Source organism: Jatrophihabitans lederbergiae (assembly GCF_031845305.1).
GTDB lineage: Bacteria > Actinomycetota > Actinomycetes > Mycobacteriales > Jatrophihabitantaceae > Jatrophihabitans_A > Jatrophihabitans_A lederbergiae.
The window spans coordinates 64831-84764 of sequence record NZ_JAVREH010000014.1; the positions used below are offsets into that span (position 1 = coordinate 64831).

Annotated in this window: 20 protein-coding genes; 6 read left to right on the forward strand and 14 right to left on the reverse strand. The window is 69.1% G+C overall.

The features are described 5' to 3' along the window. From RM423_RS12230 to tmk, 3 genes are all read right to left on the reverse strand, one after another. Positions 1-885, reverse strand: a complete 885-nt coding sequence (locus tag RM423_RS12230; RefSeq protein ID WP_396327698.1) for a PSP1 domain-containing protein — start codon at positions 883-885, stop codon at positions 1-3. Between the two features lie 69 nt (positions 886-954). Next, positions 955-2172, reverse strand: coding sequence for a DNA polymerase III subunit delta' (locus RM423_RS12235; protein WP_311423312.1), 1218 nt, complete (start codon positions 2170-2172; stop codon positions 955-957). Beyond that, a complete protein-coding gene (gene tmk, locus RM423_RS12240) occupies positions 2169-2801 on the reverse strand; it encodes a dTMP kinase (RefSeq protein ID WP_311423343.1) in 633 nt (210 codons plus the stop codon). Before tmk ends, RM423_RS12235 begins: the two co-directional genes overlap by 4 nt. Here tmk and RM423_RS12245 point away from each other — a divergent pair. Then, positions 2763-2894, forward strand: coding sequence for a hypothetical protein (locus RM423_RS12245; RefSeq protein ID WP_311423313.1), 132 nt, complete (start codon positions 2763-2765; stop codon positions 2892-2894). The genes tmk and RM423_RS12245 overlap by 39 nt on opposite strands. A 92-nt stretch (positions 2895-2986) precedes the next feature. Here the strand turns inward: RM423_RS12245 and RM423_RS12250 are convergent, their stop codons facing one another. Next, on the reverse strand, positions 2987-3478 hold the full coding sequence (locus RM423_RS12250; RefSeq protein WP_311423314.1) for a MarR family winged helix-turn-helix transcriptional regulator: 492 nt from the start codon (positions 3476-3478) through the stop codon (positions 2987-2989). 37 nt (positions 3479-3515) lie between these two features. Then, positions 3516-4100: a helix-turn-helix domain-containing protein gene (locus tag RM423_RS12255; RefSeq protein ID WP_311423315.1), complete on the reverse strand. Its 585-nt coding sequence runs from the start codon at positions 4098-4100 to the stop codon at positions 3516-3518. A gap of 47 nt (positions 4101-4147) precedes the next feature. On the opposite strand from RM423_RS12255, the gene RM423_RS12260 reads away from it, so the two are divergent. The 3 genes from RM423_RS12260 to RM423_RS12270 all read left to right on the forward strand — a co-directional run bounded on the left by RM423_RS12260 (position 4148) and on the right by RM423_RS12270 (position 6216). Further along, complete coding sequence (locus RM423_RS12260) at positions 4148-5017, forward strand: class I SAM-dependent methyltransferase (RefSeq protein ID WP_311423316.1); 870 nt, start codon at positions 4148-4150, stop codon at positions 5015-5017. Between the two features lie 69 nt (positions 5018-5086). Continuing rightward, positions 5087-5860, forward strand: coding sequence for a trans-aconitate 2-methyltransferase (locus RM423_RS12265; protein ID WP_311423317.1), 774 nt, complete (start codon positions 5087-5089; stop codon positions 5858-5860). Continuing rightward, positions 5857-6216 (forward strand): VOC family protein, encoded by a 360-nt coding sequence (locus RM423_RS12270; RefSeq protein ID WP_311423318.1) that lies wholly within the window; start codon positions 5857-5859, stop codon positions 6214-6216. The genes RM423_RS12265 and RM423_RS12270 overlap by 4 nt, the downstream gene beginning before the upstream one ends. Positions 6217-6239: 23 nt before the next feature. On the opposite strand, the gene RM423_RS12275 is transcribed toward RM423_RS12270, so the two are convergent. From RM423_RS12275 to RM423_RS12290, 4 genes are all read right to left on the reverse strand, one after another. Further along, positions 6240-6713 (reverse strand): DUF1990 family protein, encoded by a 474-nt coding sequence (locus tag RM423_RS12275; RefSeq protein WP_311423319.1) that lies wholly within the window; start codon positions 6711-6713, stop codon positions 6240-6242. Positions 6714-6749: 36 nt separating this feature from the next. After that, the gene (gene topA, locus RM423_RS12280) at positions 6750-9593 is read right to left on the reverse strand and encodes a type I DNA topoisomerase (RefSeq protein ID WP_311423320.1); all 2844 of its coding nucleotides are present in this window, start codon (positions 9591-9593) and stop codon (positions 6750-6752) included. Between the two features lie 87 nt (positions 9594-9680). Next, the gene (locus tag RM423_RS12285) at positions 9681-10280 is read right to left on the reverse strand and encodes a GntT/GntP/DsdX family permease (protein ID WP_311423321.1); all 600 of its coding nucleotides are present in this window, start codon (positions 10278-10280) and stop codon (positions 9681-9683) included. Further along, complete coding sequence (locus tag RM423_RS12290; protein ID WP_311423322.1) at positions 10277-10783, reverse strand: gluconokinase; 507 nt, start codon at positions 10781-10783, stop codon at positions 10277-10279. The genes RM423_RS12285 and RM423_RS12290 overlap by 4 nt, the downstream gene beginning before the upstream one ends. Positions 10784-11014: 231 nt before the next feature. Between RM423_RS12290 and RM423_RS12295 the strand changes: the two genes are divergently transcribed. Further along, complete coding sequence (locus RM423_RS12295; RefSeq protein ID WP_311423323.1) at positions 11015-11476, forward strand: hypothetical protein; 462 nt, start codon at positions 11015-11017, stop codon at positions 11474-11476. 250 nt (positions 11477-11726) lie between these two features. Here RM423_RS12295 and RM423_RS12300 read toward each other — a convergent pair whose 3' ends face one another. The 4 genes from RM423_RS12300 to RM423_RS12315 form a co-directional block, all read right to left on the reverse strand. Next, complete coding sequence (locus tag RM423_RS12300; RefSeq protein WP_311423324.1) at positions 11727-12299, reverse strand: hypothetical protein; 573 nt, start codon at positions 12297-12299, stop codon at positions 11727-11729. Between the two features lie 19 nt (positions 12300-12318). After that, positions 12319-13035: a hypothetical protein gene (locus RM423_RS12305; RefSeq protein ID WP_311423325.1), complete on the reverse strand. Its 717-nt coding sequence runs from the start codon at positions 13033-13035 to the stop codon at positions 12319-12321. Between the two features lie 8 nt (positions 13036-13043). After that, positions 13044-13457, reverse strand: coding sequence for a hypothetical protein (locus RM423_RS12310; RefSeq protein ID WP_311423326.1), 414 nt, complete (start codon positions 13455-13457; stop codon positions 13044-13046). A 110-nt stretch (positions 13458-13567) separates the two neighbouring features. Beyond that, positions 13568-15916 (reverse strand): sodium-translocating pyrophosphatase, encoded by a 2349-nt coding sequence (locus RM423_RS12315; protein ID WP_311423327.1) that lies wholly within the window; start codon positions 15914-15916, stop codon positions 13568-13570. 774 nt (positions 15917-16690) lie between these two features. Here RM423_RS12315 and RM423_RS12320 point away from each other — a divergent pair. Beyond that, a complete protein-coding gene (locus RM423_RS12320) occupies positions 16691-19039 on the forward strand; it encodes a DEAD/DEAH box helicase (RefSeq protein ID WP_396327704.1) in 2349 nt (782 codons plus the stop codon). 481 nt (positions 19040-19520) lie between these two features. Here the strand turns inward: RM423_RS12320 and RM423_RS12325 are convergent, their stop codons facing one another. Beyond that, positions 19521-19901 (reverse strand): Rv3654c family TadE-like protein, encoded by a 381-nt coding sequence (locus RM423_RS12325; RefSeq protein ID WP_311423328.1) that lies wholly within the window; start codon positions 19899-19901, stop codon positions 19521-19523. Positions 19902-19934 lie beyond the last annotated feature (33 nt).

A 19934-nucleotide genomic window follows, 5' to 3' on the forward strand; every position in this document is an offset into this window, starting at 1 on the left:
TCAGGAAGTTGTGCAGCCCGGCTCGGACCCGTGCGGGCTGGCGACCGCAGATCCCACTTCACCATTGCCATAGAACTCGTCGTGGGACTTGCGTGAGGAGCAGACCGAGGCCATGGCACAGGTCGTCCGGCGTCCGTCCGAGTTCATCCGCAGGACCGCAGTCTCGCCCGGAACGTTGTAGCTGACCAGCGTCGCGTCGCCCTCGGGGGTCGACAGGCACGAGCCGACCTCGGGCATCGAATCGCGTGCGTCTTGGTACAGCGGGTGCTCGTACTTCAGGCAGCACATCAGCCGGCCGCACGCGCCCGAGATCCGCAGCGGGTTCAGCGGCAGGTCCTGGTCCTTGGCCATCCGCACCGACACCGGTTCGAAGTCGACCAGGAATGTCGAGCAGCAGAGCTCGCGGCCGCACGAGCCGATCCCGCCGATGATGCGGGCCTCGTCGCGGGCCGAGAGCTGGCGCAGCTCCACCCGGCCCTTCAGAGTCGCTCCGAGATCGCGGACCAGGGACCGGAAGTCCACCCGGTGTGGCGCGGAGAAGTAGATGACTGTCCGGTTGTCCGAAAGGACGTGGTCGACACCGGCCACCTTCATCGGCAGGCCGTGCTCCCGGATCAGGCGCTTGGCCGCGACCCGGGCCACGGACCGCTTCTTTCGGCCGGCATCGAGCGCGGCAAGGTCCTCAGCAGTCGCCATTGCGGACAGGACGGGCAGCCCGCCGACGTCGTCTGAGGTCCACTGCGGCGCCCACATGACCTGGGCTACCTCGTCGCCCTCGTCCGTCGGATAGAGCACGTGCTCGCCGACGGCCGGGGTAAGCGAACCGGGATCGGCGTAGTACAGCCGGCCGCGGTCGGTGAAGGTCACCGCGCACATCATCCCCATAGGATGAGATTAACCGGTGCGGCGCCGCGAACCTATCCACGCGGTGAAGCGGCCGGGCGGGACATTTCGTCAGGGCAGCCGCAGAGCCGCCGTCATCGCCTCGATGGCGATCTTGGGCTTGACGTTCAGCTCGATCGCGGTCCGGCAGGCCAGCACCTCATCGAGACGGACCAGGGCTCCGGCCTGGTCGATGGAACGCGCGACGGTGGCGGTGTCGCGGGCGAAGTCCGGATGCGCGGCGAGCACCGGTGACCCGGCCTGCACCAGCAGCACGTCCCGGTAGAAGCTGGCCAGATCCACCAGCGCCCGATCCAGGGCGTCGCGCTGCAGCCTGGTCGCTCGCGACCTCTGCCGCTTCTCCAGCTCCTTCAGCACCCCAGCGCTGCCCCGCGCCGCACCGGTGGCGCCCTTGCCGGTGCCGCCCGCTCCGAGAGCAACCTTCAACTCGTCGGACTCGGTGACGTCCAGGTCATCGGTCAGCGCCTTCGCCTCCGCCTCGGCCGCCTTGACGAGATGGTCAGCCGCCTCGAAGCACGCGTTCAGCGAGGTGAGCCGCGCCGGGATGGCGAGCACCGCCTCACGGCGCTCCCGGGCCTGGTCGTCACGGGCCAGCCGGCGGGCCCGGCCCACGTGGCCCTGCGAGGCCTGCGCTGCCCAGCTCGCGGTGCCGGGGTCGATGCCGTCAGCGATCAGCACCTCGGCGATGGCGGCCGGCGGCGGAATGCGCAACCCGACCACCCGGCAGCGCGACCGGATGGTGACGACCACGTCGTCGGGATGGGTGGACGGCGCGCACAGCAGGAAGATCGTGCGCTCCGGCGGCTCTTCGATCGCCTTGAGCAGCGCATTCGCGGCACCCTCGGTGAGCCGGTCGGCGTCCTCGATCACCACCACCTGCCAACGTCCCAGCGACGGCCTGCGCCCGGCCATACCGACGACCGCACGCATCTCGTTGACACTGATCGACAGGCCCTCGGGAACGATCGAGCGCACATCAGGATGACTACCGGCCCGGACGGTGCGGCAGGACAGGCACTCCCCACAGCCCGGCGCCGCTGTTGGATCGGCCGCCATCAGAGCCTCGGCCCGGTCACACTGCACAGCCGCGGCCAGCGCCCGAGCGGCCACCGACCGACCGGAACCGGCAGGACCGGTGAACAGCCACGCGTGGGTCATCGCACCCAACTGCACCGGGCGCTGGGCCACCACATCAGCCGCGGCCCGGGCCGCCCGGGACAGCTCGGCCACGGCCGCGTCCTGACCGATCAGCGCCTGGAAAACTGTCACGTCACACGCCTTCGAGTCTCTGGTGGCTCAGCACTTTTTGGTGGCCCAGCACTTCTCTGGTAGCTCAGCATTCGGGTCACGGCCGCCTCGATGGTGGTCGCCAGCTCGGCCTGCGGCAAGGTGGCATCGAGCACCAGGTACCGCTGCGGTTCCGCCGCCGCCAGCTTCTGGAAGCCTTCGCGCACCCGCTCGTGAAACACCAGCGTCTCGCGTTCCAGCCGATCCAGGCCCAAACCGCCGGCGCGGTTGCCCGCCCGAGCAAGACCCACGGTCACCGGCACGTCCAGCAGCACGGTGAGGTGCGGCACCAGGCCTTCGGTGGCCCAGCGGGACAGCTTGGCGACCTCGTCCACCGACAGCGTGCGGCCGGCGCCCTGGTAGGCCAGCGAGGAGTCGACGAACCGGTCAGTGATCACGACCTCGCCCCGCTCCAGCGCTGGACGGATCACGGTGGAGACGTGATGGGCGCGGTCGGCGGCGAACAGCAGCGCCTCGCTGCGCGGGGCGATGGGAGCGTCCGTCTCGAGCAGCAGCTTGCGGATCTGCCTACCGATGGGCGTGGCGCCAGGCTCGTGGGTAACGAGGACGGGATGGCCCGCGGTACGCAGGCTGGGGGCCAGCGCGCTGATCTGACTCGACTTGCCGGCTCCCTCACCGCCCTCGAAGGCGATCAGGACGCCACCGGGTACCGCATGGTCCGCGGCGGCGGTTCGCTCGGTTGAGATGGCTGCTCCTGCCCCGGTCTGGCGTACGTGCGGGCCCAGCTTATCGGGGTACTTGCCGACCGCCCGGCACCCCCGCTACCCGCACCGGGTCACGGATCGGTGAGCGTCCGCAGCAGCCGTCGCAGCCCGGTGGCCAGGTTTGCCCGCTGGGTTGCGGACAGCCCCGCAAGCAGCGCGTCCTCGGAGGCGAGCAGTGCCGCGAATGCCGCATCGACCTGTCGCAGTCCGGTTTCGGTGAGGCGGATCAGCACCTGGCGGCCGTCATCGGGATGGGCTCCGCGCTCGATGAGTCCGCGCTCGGCCAGGCGGTCCAACCGGTTGGTCATGGTTCCCGAGGTGACATGGGTGGCTTCGACGAGCTGACCCGGCGTCTGCTGAAAGGGTGTTCCGGTCCGGCGCAGGGCGGCGAGCACGTCGAATTCGTGCAGCGCGAGACCGTGCTGGCCGAATGCCTGGCTCCGGCGCTCGTCGAGCAGCTGGGCGAGCCGGCTGATCCGGCTCAGCACCTGCAGCGGCGCCACGTCCAGGTCGGGCCGCTCCCGGGCCCAGGCGTCGGCAATGGCATCTACTTCGTCGGCCATGCGCGCGAGCCTAGTGGGTTCTCTTGACATCAAGGCATCACCGGTGGGCGGCGGGGTGCAGGTGAACGCGTTCCCCGTCGTGGTCCAGGATGACCAGGATTTCGACCGGACCGTCGTGTGCCCCGACGGCGTGCGGAACCATGGTCGAGAACTCCGCGGCATCCCCCGCCTCGACCAGGATGGTCCGTTCTCCCAGTTGCAGCCGGGCCGTTCCCGACAGCACGGTGAACCAGTCCCGTCCCGGATGCACGCCCAGCTCGGCTCTGCCGACCGGACGGGTCGGGGCGGCGATCCGCATCTTGGCGACGGTCACCCCATGCGGTGCGCCCTCGCGGGTCAGCAGCCAGGTGGTCACTCCGGAGGCTTCATCGCGCTGTGGCCGGATCACCACGTCGTCATCGTCGACAGATTCGACCAGCTGGTCCAGGGTGGTGCCCAATGCCCTGGCGATCGGTACCAGTTGGTCCAGGGCGATCCGGCGGTGGCCGGTCTCGATCCGGCTCAGCGTCGACGGGCTGAGATAACAGCGGGCGGCAAGGGCGTCCAAGGACCACCCGCGCGCCAGCCGCAGTCCCCGAATTCGCTCCCGCACTAGACCATCGAGTTCAACTTCTTGCGTCATAGGCAAGAGTGTATGCCGGATCAGCATGACGCTCGTACGCTCAGACCATGACTTCCGAACCTGTTGCACATCATGACCACCACCACGCCGACGGACCCGGCGAAGATCCGGACGCGGCTGCGGCCATGGCTGAGCTGCTGGAACTGGACGGCGAGGTACTGCACGACTACCTCGCAGGCATAACCTCCTGGATCGCCGAGCAGAGCGATGCCGCTCCCCGCCGAATTCTCGACCTGGGGGCCGGAACCGGCACCGGCACCATCGCCCTCGCCCGTCAATTTTCCGACGCCGAGGTGATCGCGCTCGACAACTCCGCGGCACTGCTGAGTCGTCTCCAGGGCAAGGTCGCCGACCTGGAACTGGACAGCCGGGTGAGCTGGCTGCAGGTGGACCTCGACGCCGAATGGCCGACACTCGCCGAGGTGGACCTCGCCTGGGCGTGCACCTCGATGCACCACCTGGCTGACGGCGGTCGCGTGCTCGCCGACGTCTTCGCAACCCTGCGGCCTGGTGGCCTGCTGGTCGTTCTCGAACTGGATTCGCCGCCTCGTTTCCTTCCCGACGACGTCGGCTCGGGGTTAGAGGCCCGCTGCCAGGACGCCGTGTCGCAGCTGAACGCCGAGGTGATGCCGCTGCTCGGGCTGGATTGGGGCCCGCAGCTCGAGCAGGCCGGATTCGACGTCGTCACCCGACGACGCTTCGACATCGACCTGAGGCCGCCGCTTCCGGAGGCCATCGGCCGCTACGCCCGGGCCTACCTTCAGCGGATCCGGTCCGCGATGCACGACCGACTGGAGCCTGCCGACCTGCGGGCTCTGGACAGCCTGCTGGCACCCGACGGGCCGGACAGCCTGCTCGTGCGAACCGATCTGGTTGTCCGAGGAACCCGGACGGCATGGCTGGGCCGCCGACCCTAGCCCGCGCCATGCATTCTCTCGACGTCAAGGTATAGCCTCTTGATATCAAGAGATCAATCTGGAGGCGGCATGCAGTGGGATCCACAGCAGTACGGCAGGTACAGCTCCGAGCGGGGCCGGCCGTTCTTCGACCTGCTCGCCCAGGTCCGGGCACAGGCACCAGCATCGGTCACCGACCTCGGCTGCGGCTCCGGTGAGCTCACCGCCGCACTGGCGCAGCGCTGGCCCGAGGCGACGATTCGAGGTTTGGACTCCTCACCCGACATGATCGAGCGCGCCAACCAACACCAGAGCGAGAACCTCAGCTTTCACCTCGCCCGAGCCGAGGACTTTTCCGCAACCGAGGTCGAGGTGCTGATCAGTAACGCGCTGCTGCAGTGGGTTCCCGGACACCTCGGGCTGCTCAGCCGTTGGGCGGGCGAACTGGCCGGTGGCGGCTGGCTGGCACTGCAGGTTCCGGCGAACTTCGACTCACCGTCACACCGGCTGATGCGCGAGCTGGCGTCCGCACCACGCTGGCGCGACACCCTCGACGGCGTGCTGCGCCATGCCGACGCCGTCTCCGAGCCGGCTGATTACCTCGCCACACTGGCGGACGCGGGCCTGCGGGTCGACGCCTGGCAGACCAGTTACCTGCACGTGCTCAGTGGCGAGAATCCGGTGCTGGAGTGGGTGCGGGGCACCGGGCTGCGGCCGGTGCTACAAGCCTTAGAAGACAACGACGCCGATCGTGCCGAGTTCGAGGCCGAGTACGCCAGCCTGCTGCGCCAGGCTTACCCCGCACGCGAAGGCGTCACGATGTTTCCGTTCCTGCGCACCTTCGTCGTGGCGAGCAAGCCGTGATTACCGGCCTCGATCACGTCCAGGTCGCCATCCCGGCAGGCGGCGAGGACGCAGCGCGGGCCTTCTACAGCGGGCTGCTCGGCATGAGCGAACAACCCAAGCCGGCAGCCTTGGCAGAGCGGAGAGGTTGCTGGTTCACCGGCGGCGCGGCCGTGCTGCACCTAGGTGTCGAGCATCCCTTTCAGCCCGCACGAAAGGCGCATCCGGCGTTTCTGGTGACCGACCTGAACCAGCTTCGAAACCGGCTCACCGCCGCGGGTGCTGAGTGCGTGGACGCCAGCGGGGAGCTACCCGGGATCGTGCGGTTCCACACCACCGACCCGTTCGGGAACCGGCTCGAATTCCAGCAGGCCTAGCACCACAGCAGGCCTAGCCGCGCTCACTGGCCAGGCGCCTCGGCGGCCACGATCTTGCGCACCACGCGCAGGTAACGGCGATTGATCAGGGCCTGCGCCAGCCGTGACACCGGACCGCCGAGGCGCATGAACCAGCGCCGCGGGCGGGAGTTCGAATGGAGCCTCACCACGACCGAGTCATCGGCGACCCAGTCCACGAAGAAACTCTCTTCGCCTTCTTCGGGATGATCCGGCCGGGTGTGATAGGTGAATCCACGTCGCCGCGGCTCATCGACAACCTCGGTCACATCACAGGAGCCGTGCACGCTGAACGGGCCGAGACCGAAGCGCAGCCGAATGACGTCCCCGACCCGGACCGAGCCGGTCGGCATGGTCATCTTCACGCCGGCCTTGTTGTGCATGTGCAACGTCAACACCGCCCGCGACGCCGAGTCGAACGCTGCCGCACCGTGACCGGCCACCGTGGCCACCTGCATTTGCCGATAGTGGGATGCCATCAGCCTAGTGTGCCTGGCGGATCGGAGCGGGCGACGTCAGGCCTTCTTTGCCGCTACTTTCTTGGCGGCGACCTTCTTGGCAGGTGCCTTCTTCACAGCGGACTTCGTCGCAGTCGCCTTCTTCGCGATGGTTTTGGTGCCGGTCGGCTTCTTGGCCGGTGCCTTCTTGGTGGCCTTCTTCGTCGCCTTCTTCACCGGCCCGCGAGCCCGGCGGTCCGCCAGCAGCTCGGACGCGCGCTCGTCCGTGAGCTCATCCACCGAGTCGTCCCGGCGCAGCGAGGCATTCGTTTCGCCGTCGGTGACGTACGGGCCGAACCGCCCGTCCTTCACCACCATCGGCTGCTGCGAGACCGGGTCGACGCCGAGTTCCTTCAGCGGCGGGGCGGCCGCGGCACGACGTCCACGCAGCTTCGGCTGGGCGAAGATGGCCAGCGCCTCGTCCAGGGTGACCGTGAAAAGCTGTTCCTCGGCCTCCAGCGACCGGGAGTCGGTGCCGCGCTTGATGTACGGGCCGTACCGGCCGTTCTGCGCGGTGATTTCCGCCCCCTTGGTGGGGTCCTCGGCCTCGCCGGTGCCGGGGTCGATGCCGACCACCCGGGGCAGGGTGAGCAACTTGGCCGCGTCCTCGACCGTCAGCGTGTCCAGCGACATGTTCTTGAACAGCGACGCCGTCCGCTCGCCGTCGGTGACGTACGGGCCGTAGCGGCCGTTCTTGCCGGTGATCTCGCGGCCGGTGTCAGGGTCGACGCCGATCTCACGGTCACCTGACGGCGCCGAGAGCAACTCCTCCACCTTCTCGGGGGTGAGCTCGTCCGGTGCGAGGTCCTCGGGCACCGAGGCGCGCCGCTCCGACTCCGCGCCACCCTGCTGGACGTAGGGCCCGTACCGGCCCACTCGCACCACGATGTCGCTGCCCGGCCCGAACAGCTGGATGGAGTTCACACCGCGCGCGTCGATGTCCTCCAGGCGCTCCGCGATCAGCTTCTTGAGGCCGCCCTGGGACGAGATCCGGCCGTCGTCGCCCTCCGCGCGCTCGGCATCGGTGGCGCCGAAGTAGAACTTGCGCAGCCAGTCCACCCGGGAGGCGGTGCCGCCGGCGATGGAGTCCAGGTCGTTCTCGACGGAGGCGGTGAAGCCATAGTCCACCAGCCGGCCGAAGTGCCCCTCCAGCAGGCCGACGACGGCGAAGGCAACCCAGGACGGAACCAGCGCCGAGCCCTTCTTCCACACGTAGCCGCGGTCCTGGATGGTCTGCATGATCGAGGCGTATGTCGAGGGCCGGCCGATGCCGAGTTCCTCCATGGCCTTGACGAGCGAGGCCTCGGTGTAGCGGGCAGGCGGGTTCGTCGAGTGCCCGGACGGCTCCAGCGAGCGCACGCCGAGGCCGTCGCCGCGGGCCAGTTGCGGCAGCCGCTTCTCGGTGTCGTCCCGGCCGGAGTCGCCGGCGTCCGAATCGTCGGTGTCCTCGACGTAGGCGCGCAGGAAGCCGGGGAACGTGATGGTGCGCCCGGACGTCGCGAACTCGGCACGTTCATTGGCCACCGACGTGCCCGCCAGCCGCACAGACACGCTGGTGCCGACGGCGTCGGACATCTGCGAGGCCAGGGTGCGCTGCCAGATCAGCTCATAGAGCCGGAACTCGTCCGAGGACAGCGCCGACGCAAGCTCGCCCGGGGTCCGGAAGGCGTCACCGGCGGGCCGGATGGCCTCGTGCGCCTCCTGGGCGTTCTTGACCTTGCGGCTGTAGTGCCGCGGCTCGGCCGGTACGTAGGCGTCGCCGTACAGGTCCCGGGCCTGGGAGCGGGCTGCGGTCAGCGCCGTCTCGGACAGGTTCGTCGAGTCGGTACGCATATAGGTGATGTAGCCGTTCTCGTACAGCCGCTGGGCGACGCGCATGGTCACCTGCGAGGACCAGCGCATCTTGCGGCCGGCCTCCTGCTGCAGCGTTGAGGTCATGAACGGCGGGTACGGGCGGCGGCGGTAGGGCTTCTCTTCGACGCGCGTGACGGCGAAGTCGGCGTCGGCCAGCCGGGCGGCCAGGCCGCGGGCGCCCGCCTCGTCCAGATGAAGCACCTCTGAGGACGCGCGACCGGTGGCGGGGTCGAAGTCGCGTCCGGTGGCGATGCGCTCGTCATCCAAGGCCACCAGCGTCGCGCCGAAGGTCTCCGGGTCGTTGGGCTTGCGGACGGCCGGGGCGAAGCTGCCCTCGATGTCCCAGTAGTTCGCGGTATGAAAGGCCATCCGCTGCCGCTCGCGCTCGACCACGATGCGGGTCGCCACGGACTGCACCCGACCCGCCGAGAGCTTCGGCAGCACCTTCTTCCACAGCACCGGCGACACCTCGTAGCCGTAGAGGCGGTCCAGGATGCGGCGGGTCTCCTGCGCGTCGACCAGATGGGCGTCGATCTCGCGCGGCTCGGACACCGCTCGCGCGATGGCGGCCGGGGTGATCTCGTGGAACACCATCCGGCGTACCGGAACGGTGGGCTTGAGCGTCTGCACCAGGTGCCACGCGATGGCCTCGCCCTCGCGGTCCTCATCGGTGGCTAGATAGACCTCGTCGGCGTCCTTGACCAGGGCCTTCAATTTGCTGACCTGGGACTTGCGGTCCGGGCTCACCACGTACAGCGGCTCGAAGTCCGCCTCGGTGTTGACCCCGAGCCGCGCCCAGGGCTGGCCCTTGTAGGCGGCGGGAACGTCGGCGGCATTGCGCGGCAGGTCCCGGATATGACCGATCGACGCCTCGACGGTGTACCCCGCACCGAGGTATCCGCCGATCGTCTTCGCCTTCGCCGGGGATTCCACGATCACCAGCTTGTTGCCGGTGCCCGCTTTTTTCCCGCGTGCCTGCGCCACCACGTACTCCCTGTCTCTGATCACCGAGCGTGAGCGACCAAGTCGCCCGCGTTCGCCCGGTACTTCGGCGGACGGTACCTCACGGTCCCCGCCTCTGGTCCTATCGGTGGGTCACACCACCACGCTCAAGGCTAAAACCACGGCGATGCCGGTCACGGAGAGCACCGTCTCCATCAACGACCACGACTTGATGTTCTGGCTCACCGACAGACCGAAATACTGCTTCGTCAGCCAGAACCCCGCATCGTTGACGTGCGAGAAGAACAGCGAGCCGGCACCGATCGCCAGTACCAACAATGACACATGCGACGTGCTCAGTGTTGCGGTGACCGGCTGCAGGATGCCCGCGGCGGTCACCGTGGCCACCGTGGCCGAGCCCGTCGCCAACCGGATCAGCACCGCGACGAACCAGGCCAGCAGCAGCGGCGACACCGTGCTGCCCTCGACCCAGGACGCGATCATCTTCGAGATGCCCACGCTGGCCACGGTGAGCGTCTTGTCGAGACCGAGGCCCGCGATGGCGCCGACGATCACGGCGCCGATCGTCAGGCTCAGGAACGGGTTCAGCTTGAGGAAGGTGATCAGCGCGATGATGAGCCCGATGCCCACCAGCGCGGCGATGATCAGCCGGCTGTCGTGCGCCCCGGAGTTTCCGGCCGCGAGCAGCTGAACCGCCATCGGGTGGAATGCGAGCACCTGGGACCCGATCATGAGAACTGAACCTCCTGAAGAAAGTCGTGCACTATCTGTTCGGGATCGTGGGTGAAGTCCTCGCTGATCCCGCACTCGTCCGGCGTCAGGGGTTCCAGCGCCTCGTACTGGGAGTCGATCAGGGACGCGGGCATGTAGTGGTTCACCCGGTGGCCGACCCGCGCCGCGACGACCTGAGGCTCACCGGCCAGATGCAGGAAACACAGTGTGTCCGACCCGGTGCGCAGGACGTCGCGGTAGCGGTGCTTCAGCGCGGAACAGGCCAGCACGCAGCCCTCGCGCTCGTCCCGCAGCCACTCGGCGAGCCGGTTCAGCCACGGGCTGCGGTCGGCGTCGGTCAGCGGGTGCCCGGCCGCCATCTTGGCCTTGAGCTCAGGGGTGTGGAAGTCGTCGGCGTCCGCGAACGGCACACCGAGCTGGTTCGCCAGGATGAGCCCGACGGTGGTCTTTCCACTCCCCGCAACCCCCATCACCACGACGGTGGGGGAAATGCCGATATCCATGACCCGAACTTAGCCTCGGCGCCCGCGCCGCCATCCACAGGCGCAGGTCGATGAGCAAAGACAAGGGAAGTCGCGCCTGAACGGGAAACGCGGATATGCCCATCCGGACGATTTCATCCGGTTACCGGGAGATGCCCATGAGCTTTCCACCGTCCGGCACAGCTGCCCCACTCAGCCGCCGACGAGGGGGTCGTGCTCGGACCCGACGACGGTGCGCCTACTGGTGGTTCGTTGACGATCAACAAGGTCACCGGTGGCGCGACGCGAGGAGGTGTAGACATCGTCGATCACCGGATGCCCGCTGGCTACGTGCCGCCGATGCACGTGCACAGCGACTCGGACGAGGTGTGCTACATCATCGACGCGCTCTATCGGCGGTATCCGACCAGGGACGCGCTGCTGGATGCCCTGACGCGGCGATCGTTCGAGCTCGTGCTCCGCTGCGCCAGGGACGCGGAATCGCTCGACGTATCCGGCCTCAACTGCCTGGACCATTTCCTGGACGCGATCCTCAGTCACCGCACCGAGTTGGTGTTGCCGCTGCACGGCGGCCCAGCCCCTCTTCGCGCGAGACCAAAGCGGTGCGGTCTGAGGTTCACGAGTCGTTGCAGCACCTGCTCGAGCGTGGACAACGCGACAGCAGCGTCCGCGACCACGCGACCACGGCTGACATCATCATCTTCGGTGCGATGATCGCGCAGCCGCTACCTACCATTTCCGCCCAAGACGCGCCATTCCCGCCCAGGACGCGGTGGCGCGCCGACTCAAACAGGTTTACCTCGACGGCCTCTCCGCCACGTCGCCCCGGACCCCGGCCGTTGCTCGCGGTCCGAAGAGCGCCGCCAGACCCAGGACATAGCCGTTTATCGAAGGGCTCCGCTCGGTCGCGAAGCTCGGCCGTCGCGTCGCAAGCAGAAAAACCAGTACCGATGTACGACCCGCCCTAGCCCAGTGGCCAGTCACGGCGGGCACCCAATGGTGGTTCGCCCACAAGTTCGGCCAGCCGCCGGAGCCGCTTCACCGAGGTGACCCGCCAACCCGAGCCCATCCGGACGCCCACGTCCACGGCGGCGACGCCGAGGCGGGCCAGCTCACCACCGGCCCTGCGGTGCAGCGCGGCGTCGGATGAATCCATCAGCAACAGGTAGCCGGCCTCGTCAGCCTTGCCGGCGGCGAGCGCCCACAACCGCAGACCGGACGCGGTGAGGGCAAGATCCGCCGGCGCTCGCAGGGAGGCGCCCCGCGTCCAGCGGGCGGCGTGCGGGGCGAGGACCTCGGTGAACTCCGTCCGGACGGCGATCAGCTCGCCCGGCGCGGGTGCGGTGTCGGAGGCCAGCGACCTGGCCGCGAACTCCGCGCGCAAGGCCTCGGCGCGCCACCGCTCGGCGACCAGCACCGATAGCCGGGCGCCGGGACGGGAGCCGCCGCGAACCCAGTCACCGCCGGCGAGCAGCAGGCCGTCCAGATCCTCGAGAACGGGGTCTGCGGCTTCGGCTCCGAACAACGAGAACTGCACGGGCGCGATTGTGCCGCACTCACCGGCAGACGGCGGCAACCCGGCGCCGCGGCCCGGTCAGCGCGGGATCGGCCTCGTCGACCGCGGGCGGTTGGGAGCGCAGTGCCGTCAGCTGCCCGGTGACCCGAGTCTGCCCAGCGCCGTGCGGCACCAGCAGCGTGCAACCCGCGGCGACGGTCATCGAGTGACCGTCCCCGAAACCGAGCTCCCCCTGGCCGTCCAGGATCACCAGGATGGCGAAAGCCGGCTCGAAGTCCACTGCCTGGACGTCGCCGCCGACGGTGACCCGCTCCGCGCGGAAGAACTCATCGGCTCGGGGCGGCAGCAGCCGCCGCACGCCGGATGGGCTGTCGTCATCGGAGCGGCCGGACATGGCGGCGGCGACGTCCGCGCTGTCCCACGCCGTGCGCGTCAGTCCGGTGAGCGCCGTGTCGAACCCCAGGCCGAGATGGCCCTCGTTCGGCCCGTCGATGTCGAAGCCCTCCCACTCCAGCAGGATCGACAGGTCGACCGGCTCCTGGACCTCGACCATCGTGATGCCGGCCCCGATGGCGTGTGGCACCCCGGCCGGAACGAAGAACGTGCTGCCCGGACGCGCGGGCACCTTGTTCAGGCTGCCCAGCAACGCGGCCTTGTCCTGGCGCCGCATCCAGTCGCGTACCACCTCGTCGGTCACGTCCTCGGTGAAGCCGAGAAACACGTGCCCGGAGCTGTCGTCGGCCGGGTCGAGAATCACCTCGGTGATCAGCCAGGCCTCGTTCTTGCCGTGCGAGCAGCCGACTTGCCGTGCGAGCAGCCGAGATGCCGGCGGGCGAAGCTGCCGTCCGGGTGAAAGTGCACGACCAGCCGCTCCGCGGTGTCCAGCATCTTCACCAGGACGGCAGGGTCGGCGCCGAACCGAGCGGCGTGAGCCCGGCCCAGAAAGCCCACCGGGTTCGCAGCGACGGCATCGCGAAGCACGGTCCCGTCATCGAGCGCTGAGAGGCCGATCCCGCCACCGCCGAAAACCTCGGTGGTGGAGGCGATGAAGTCCTCCGGGATGTTCGGCGCGGCCTGCTCGATACCCCGGAAGCGCGCTATGCCGGCGCCGCCTCGATAGAACCGCTCCGGCAGGTTCGGTCCGAAGGCAAGCGGTCGAAGTTCCGGCGCTTCGTGCATTCCAGCCTCCACATGAGTCCGGTCCGGGGGATAAGAGCCGCCCGGCAACCCCCAGTGTCGCTCAGGGGTGCCGGGCGGTAATCCGTCGGACAGGGTCTCGGACAGGTCGGTCAGCCGACGCGCGCGACCGTCTCTGCCGCCGCCGGGTCGTCGTTCAGCGCCGAGGCGCGGCGCTTGGCGATGACGATGGCGGCGACGATGACCGCGACCGCGACCAGCGCGATGATGATCCGGACCGCGGCGTTGGCGTCCTTGCCGATGGACAGCTGGACCACGGCGGGCGCGATCAGCACCGACACCAGGTTCATGACCTTGATCAGCGGGTTGATCGCCGGGCCGGCGGTGTCCTTGAACGGGTCACCGACGGTGTCGCCGATGACGGTGGCGGCGTGGGCCTCAGAGCCCTTGCCACCGTGGATGCCGTCCTCGACGAGCTTCTTGGCGTTGTCCCACGCGCCACCGGAGTTGGCCAGGAACACCGCCATCAGGGTTCCGGTCGCAATGGCACCACCGAGGTAACCGGCCAGCGGGCCGAGGCCCAGACCGAAGCCGACCGCGATAGGCGCCATCACGGCCAGCAGGCCGGGCGTGACGAGCTCCCGCAGCGAGTCACGGGTGCAGATATCGACCACGCGGCCGTACTCGGGGCGCTCGGTGCCGTCCATGATCCCGGGGTGGTTGCGGAACTGGGCGCGCACCTCGTAGACCACGGCGCCGGCCGCGCGGGACACCGCGTTGACCGCAAGGCCCGAGAACATGAACACCACCGCGGCGCCGATGATCACACCGACCAGGGTGTTCGGGCTGACGATGGTGTTCGTGAAGTTGGTGTTGTTGCTGATGTCGCCGGCGGCGTCAGACACCGCTTGGCGGATGGCGTCCTCATAGGAGCCGAACAGTGCGGTCGCGGCCAACACAGCGGTGGCGATGGCGATGCCCTTGGTGATCGCCTTGGTCGTGTTGCCGACCGCGTCCAGCTCGGTGAGGATCTGGGCACCGTGCGGGCTCACGTCGCCCGACATCTCGGCGATGCCCTGGGCGTTGTCCGAGACGGGTCCGAAGGTGTCCATCGCGACGATGACACCGACGGTGGTGAGCAGGCCACAGCCCGCCAACGCCACCGCGAACAGGGCCACCGACACCGAGGCGCCGCCGAGCAGGAAGGCGCCGAACACGGCGGCCGCGATCACCAGGGCGGTGTAGACGGCCGACTCGAAGCCGACCGAGATACCCGCCAGGATGACCGTCGCGGCACCGGTCAGTGAGGACTTTCCGACGTCCTGGACGGCCTTGCCCTCGGTGCCGGTGTAGACGCCCGTCAGCCACAGGATGACCGCGGCCAGCACGATGCCGATCAGCACCGCGACGATCGCGATCACGGCGGGGTTGCCGCCGTGCTGAGCGATCTGCGAGCCGTCGATGTCGACGCCGACGCCCTTGAGTTTGGAGAACTTCGACGGCAGGTAGCTGAACGCCGCGATGGCGCACAGCACGGCCGAGATGCCGGCCGAGATGTAGAAGCTGCGGTTGATGGTCTTCAGACCGCCCTCGTTCGGGCGTGCCCGGGTGATGAAGACGCCGATGATGGCGGTGAGGACGCCGATCGCGGGAACGATGAGCGGAAAGAGCAGGCCCTTGGTGCCGAAGGCGACCGAACCCAGAATCAGCGAGGCGACCAGCGTGACGGCGTAGGACTCGAAGAGGTCCGCCGCCATGCCGGCGCAGTCGCCTACGTTGTCACCGACGTTGTCGGCGATGGTGGCGGCGTTGCGCGGGTCGTCCTCGGGGATGCCGGCCTCGACCTTGCCCACGAGGTCGGCACCGACGTCGGCTGCCTTGGTGAAGATGCCGCCGCCGACACGCATGAACATGGCGAGCGTGGCGGCACCGAAGCCGAAACCCTCGAGAACCCTGGGGGCGTTGTTGGTGTAGCCGAGCACGACGACGGACGCGCCGAGCAGGCCGAGCCCGACGGTGGCCATGCCGACCGCGCCACCGGTCCGGAACGCGATCCGGATGGCTCGCTCACGGCCTTCGGTGTTCGCAGCGGCGGCGACCCGGACGTTCGCGCGGGTGGCCAGCCACATGCCGAAGTATCCGATCGCCCCGGAGAAGCCCGCGCCGACGAGGAAGAAGATGGAGCGACCGATCCGCTCTCCGGCGTTGTCGGCCGGGAGCACGAACAGCAGCAGGAAGACAATCACGACGACGACCGACAGCGTCCGGAACTGGCGCTTGAGATAGGCCTGGGCGCCTTCCTGGACGGCTTCGGCGATCTCGACCATCTTCGGGGTGCCGTGGTTCGCGGCGAGTACCTCGCGGAACAGCACGAACGAGAACACCAGCGCGATGATGGCCACCAGGCCGATCACCGCCACGAGTCCCCTGTCGCCCGACGAGAACGACGCGAGGGCGCCGTTTCCCGTCTGGGTTACGAGCGCCGGGTGGGATAACGCCATAACTCAGTACTCCTTCAGCCATCGGTTTTGTAGTTCGAGATCGCCCGACGGCATCGCCCATGGCACGTCACCCGAAGGAAAACCGGGCGGGTAGGGGGCAATACCAGAATCGGAGCGGCTGCGGCGCAGTCTAGGGGACGCGTGTCTGGGCCATGCGTGGCCTGGGTCACCTGGGCGGGTCGGCGCGGCATGTGCGCTGCGGCCTCGGCTGGCGCGAGGCGTTATCGACTGCGGCCTCGGCTGGCGCGAGGCGTTATCGGCTGCGGCCTCGGCTGGCGCGAGGCGGTATCGGCTACTGGAGGGTCGCGGCGCTGATGGCCCTCGGGCACCGTGGCGTAGATCTCGAAGACGCGATCAGGCCGGTGATCCGAAGAGTTTGAGCATCAGCTCGGAGTGGTGGTCGAGCCGGTCAGCGACTCTCCGACTCGACCAACCGCCTGACGTCACGGAGATAGTCGTCCCAGCCGTACGCGGAGCTTCGTCGCGGCTCCTCGGCCGCACTGGCCTCCCTCCCGCACCCCCCGCATCGGCGAGTTGGCGGTCGACGGCGTCAGCGAGGACGTGCGGCAGCGCGTTGGCAGGCTGCAGGGACTCGAAGTCAGCGGCCACGGGATGAACGAGATCTGCTCCGGGGCGAGCCAGCAGAGGGAGCGGTAGTATTCCCGCTCCCAGCTCGACAGCACCTGCACCCCGCTCACCGCCCGGCATAGCAGCAGCCCGCGACGACGGCCGGCCGCGTCCGGACAGCTTCAGCCCTCGAGAAGGACGCCTCACATCACCGCTTCCGACCACCCCCTGCTCGGCGGCCTGCTGGTCGGCAGGCCACCGGGGGAATCCCCGCTGTGCCACGTACGGCAGGTGCCCGCTCGCCCGCTGACCACCGACGACTGGCCGTCCTGGGTCCCCGCCGAGCTCCAGGCGGCCCTGGCTGCCGGCGGGGTCGACTCCCCGTGGCCACATCAGGTACAGGCCGCCGAGCACGCCTGGGCCGGCGAGTCGGTGGTCATCGCCACCGGAACGGCATCCGGCAAGTCGCTGGCCTACCAGCTGCCGATGCTGTCGGCGGTGCTCACCGAGGACCGGGCGCGGGTGCTGTACCTCGCGCCCACCAAGGCGCTGGCCGCTGACCAGCTGCGGTCGGTGAGCAGCCTCGGCCTGGCTGGGGTCCGGGCGGCGACCCTGGACGGCGACACGCCGCAGGAAGAGCGCGACTGGGTGCGCCAGCACGCGAACGTGGTGCTCTCCAATCCGGACATGCTGCATCGGACGGTGCTCCCCCAGCACGCTCGATGGGCCTCGTTCTTCCGCCGGCTCCGATTCGTGGTGATCGACGAGTGCCATCACTACCGCGGCATGTTCGGCTCGCACGTGTCGCTGGTGCTGCGGCGGTTGCGGCGGCTCTGCGCGGCGTACGGCTCGTCGCCGGTGTTCGTGCTGGCCTCTGCCACCTCCGCCGATCCGGGCGCGTCGGCTTCGCGGCTGGTGGGCTTGCCGGTGGCCACCGTCGACGAGGACTTCGCGCCGCGGGGCGAGCGGACGGTGGCGCTGTGGGAGCCGCCGCTCACCGCCAGCCGCGGCGAGAACTCCGCCCCGGTCCGCCGCGCCGCCGGCTCCGAGGCCGCCCGCCTGCTGGCCGATCTGGTCATCGCCGGAGCGCGGACGCTGGTGTTCGTCCGGTCCCGGCGCGGTGCCGAGCTGACCGCGCTGACGGCCAAGCGGCACCTGGTCGAGGCCGGCGCCGGGGAGCTCTCGCCACGGGTGGCCGCCTACCGCGCCGGTTTTCTCGCCGAGGAGCGGCGGGCGCTGGAGCGGTCGCTGTCCTCGGGCGAGCTGCTCGGCGTGGCTACCACCAATGCCCTGGAACTCGGCGTGGACATCACCGGGCTGGACGCGGTGGTGCTGGCCGGCTATCCGGGGACGCTCGCCTCGCTCTGGCAGCAGGCCGGACGAGCCGGGCGCCGCGGCAAGGACGCGCTCGTGGTGTTCGTGGCCCGGGACGACCCGCTGGACACCTATCTGGTGCATCACCCGGAGTCGATCTTCGCCCGGCCGGTCGAGGCCACGGTGACCGATCCGACGAACCCGTATGTACTGGGTCCGCAGCTGTGCTGCGCGGCGTACGAGGACGCGCTGACCGAAGCCGACGTCGCCCTGTTCGGCGGCGCCGACGCCGAACCCGTGCTCGTGGAGCTGGTGGAGCGCGGGCTGCTGCGGCGCCGTCCGACGGGGTGGTACTGGACGGACCGGGAGCGCCCCACCGCCGATATCCGGGGCGGTGGTGGGCAACCGGTCGCGGTGGTCGACACCCCGTCCGGTTCGCTGCTGGGCACTGTCGACGCCGCAACCGCGCCGGCCACCGTGTACCCGGGCGCCGTATACCTGCACCAAGGCCGGTCCTTCGTCGTGGACCAGCTGGATCTGGAGCACGGGTCCGCGCTGGTGCACCCGGAAGAACCGGACTGGACGACCAGCGCCCGCGAGATCACCGACATCGCGGTGGTCCGGACGCTGCGGACAGAGCTGCTCAACGGCGTGAGCGTGCACTTCGGCAGCGTCCAGGTGTCCAACCAGGTGGTCAGTTACCAGCGCCGACGGTTCAGCGGTGAGATCCTCGACGAGACGCCGCTGGACATGCCGGTGAGCGAGCTGGTGACCAAGGCGGTCTGGTACACCCTCGACGAGTTGCTGGTCGCCGATACCGGGCTGGAGTTGGTGGACCTTCCGGGCGCCCTGCACGCCGCCGAGCACGCCGCCATCGGCCTCCTGCCGCTGTTCGCGACCTGTGACCGGTGGGATATCGGCGGCGTGTCGACGGCACAGCACGCCGACACCGGGCGGCCCACCGTGTTCGTCTACGACGGGCACCCCGGTGGCGCCGGTTTCGCCGCGCACGGGCACTCGGTACTCCCTGACTGGTTGACCGCGACCCTGTCCGCGATCGAGGCCTGCGAGTGCCGCGGTGGCTGCCCGTCCTGCGTGCAGTCGCCCAAGTGCGGGAACGGCAACAACCCGCTGGACAAGGACGGGGCGACGGTGGTGCTACGGCTGGTGCTCGCGGCTCTGGGCGGACGACCCACCCCGAACACGAACAGACCGTCAGCGACTTGTCCCGCCGGCTGTTGATCCCTCTTACGACCGTCTCCGACGAGGTATCACGATTGCTGATGGCTGACCTGCTGACCAGCCGGACGGTGGGACGATCCACCTGCTGCGGCCTAACACAGCCAACCGGCTCGTCGCTCCCCTGACCGAGATCGTGCTTTCGACGATGGGTCCACATCGCTTGGTGAAAGAAAGCTGGCGAGCATCGACGGCGTGATCCGGCTACGGCTTCGAGACGTTCAGCCGAATCTTTCCCGTGGCGGTTCGGATGATGAAGAGCCAGTCGCTCGTGCCGGGCCTGACCGTGGAGCAGCGGCTTGCCGGACTTCCGGCCTGCGAGATCGGGGGCAATCACGCTGGATGAGTACCAGGCGCGGCGCGCGCAAATCATCGCCAGCACTTGAGGGCGTCTGCGGTTCGTAGTTCGGCCCAGGCTCGTCGTGCTGCCGTGGCTGGTACCCCTGCCCTGTGCGTAGTGGTCGCAGCGCACAACTTGCAGGCGCTAGGGCGGAAGGCGGGCGGCTCTGGTACGGGCGGTAACCAGGCGACTGCCGAGCATGGGAAACCGTGCCACCTGAGTCACCACGATGGCCACCGAGCCGCTACGTCCTGAGGCATCCAGGGTGGTGGTGCACGACTGAACACCGGCGCCGTTCTCGGCCGCCACCCGCCTTGCGGCCTGGCACGGCTCAGTGCCCCTGCCGATCTGCTGAGCCCCCGCCAGGGCACCGAGGTCAGCGGTACGCTCGGCACGGTGGCGAGCCAACACGGCCGACCCCGCCACCACCGCAACCATCGCCGCGGCCACCACCAGCGCGCCGAACCCGAGCACCCACACCGTCGCCGAACCACGGTCGCCACCCACCCGAAGCCGACCGGTCACGGCAGACCCTGACCTCACAGCGGCCCCTGACCT

Excerpts from the sequence above, each read along its gene's own strand:
- RM423_RS12285 (WP_311423321.1), bottom strand. The coding sequence starts at position 10,280 with ATGATCGGGTCCCAGGTGCTCGCATTCCACCCGATGGCGGTTCAGCTG.
- RM423_RS12255 (WP_311423315.1), bottom strand. The coding sequence starts at position 4,100 with ATGACGCAAGAAGTTGAACTCGATGGTCTAGTGCGGGAGCGAATTCGG.
- RM423_RS12310 (WP_311423326.1), bottom strand. The coding sequence starts at position 13,457 with ATGCACGAAGCGCCGGAACTTCGACCGCTTGCCTTCGGACCGAACCTG.
- RM423_RS12230 (WP_396327698.1), bottom strand. The coding sequence starts at position 885 with ATGGGGATGATGTGCGCGGTGACCTTCACCGACCGCGGCCGGCTGTAC.
- RM423_RS12265 (WP_311423317.1), top strand. The coding sequence starts at position 5,087 with ATGCAGTGGGATCCACAGCAGTACGGCAGGTACAGCTCCGAGCGGGGC.
- RM423_RS12245 (WP_311423313.1), top strand. The coding sequence starts at position 2,763 with ATGGCCCGCGGTACGCAGGCTGGGGGCCAGCGCGCTGATCTGACTCGA.
- RM423_RS12260 (WP_311423316.1), top strand. The coding sequence starts at position 4,148 with ATGACTTCCGAACCTGTTGCACATCATGACCACCACCACGCCGACGGA.
- RM423_RS12290 (WP_311423322.1), bottom strand. The coding sequence starts at position 10,783 with ATGGATATCGGCATTTCCCCCACCGTCGTGGTGATGGGGGTTGCGGGG.
- RM423_RS12315 (WP_311423327.1), bottom strand. The coding sequence starts at position 15,916 with ATGGCGTTATCCCACCCGGCGCTCGTAACCCAGACGGGAAACGGCGCC.
- RM423_RS12275 (WP_311423319.1), bottom strand. The coding sequence starts at position 6,713 with ATGGCATCCCACTATCGGCAAATGCAGGTGGCCACGGTGGCCGGTCAC.
- RM423_RS12250 (WP_311423314.1), bottom strand. The coding sequence starts at position 3,478 with ATGGCCGACGAAGTAGATGCCATTGCCGACGCCTGGGCCCGGGAGCGG.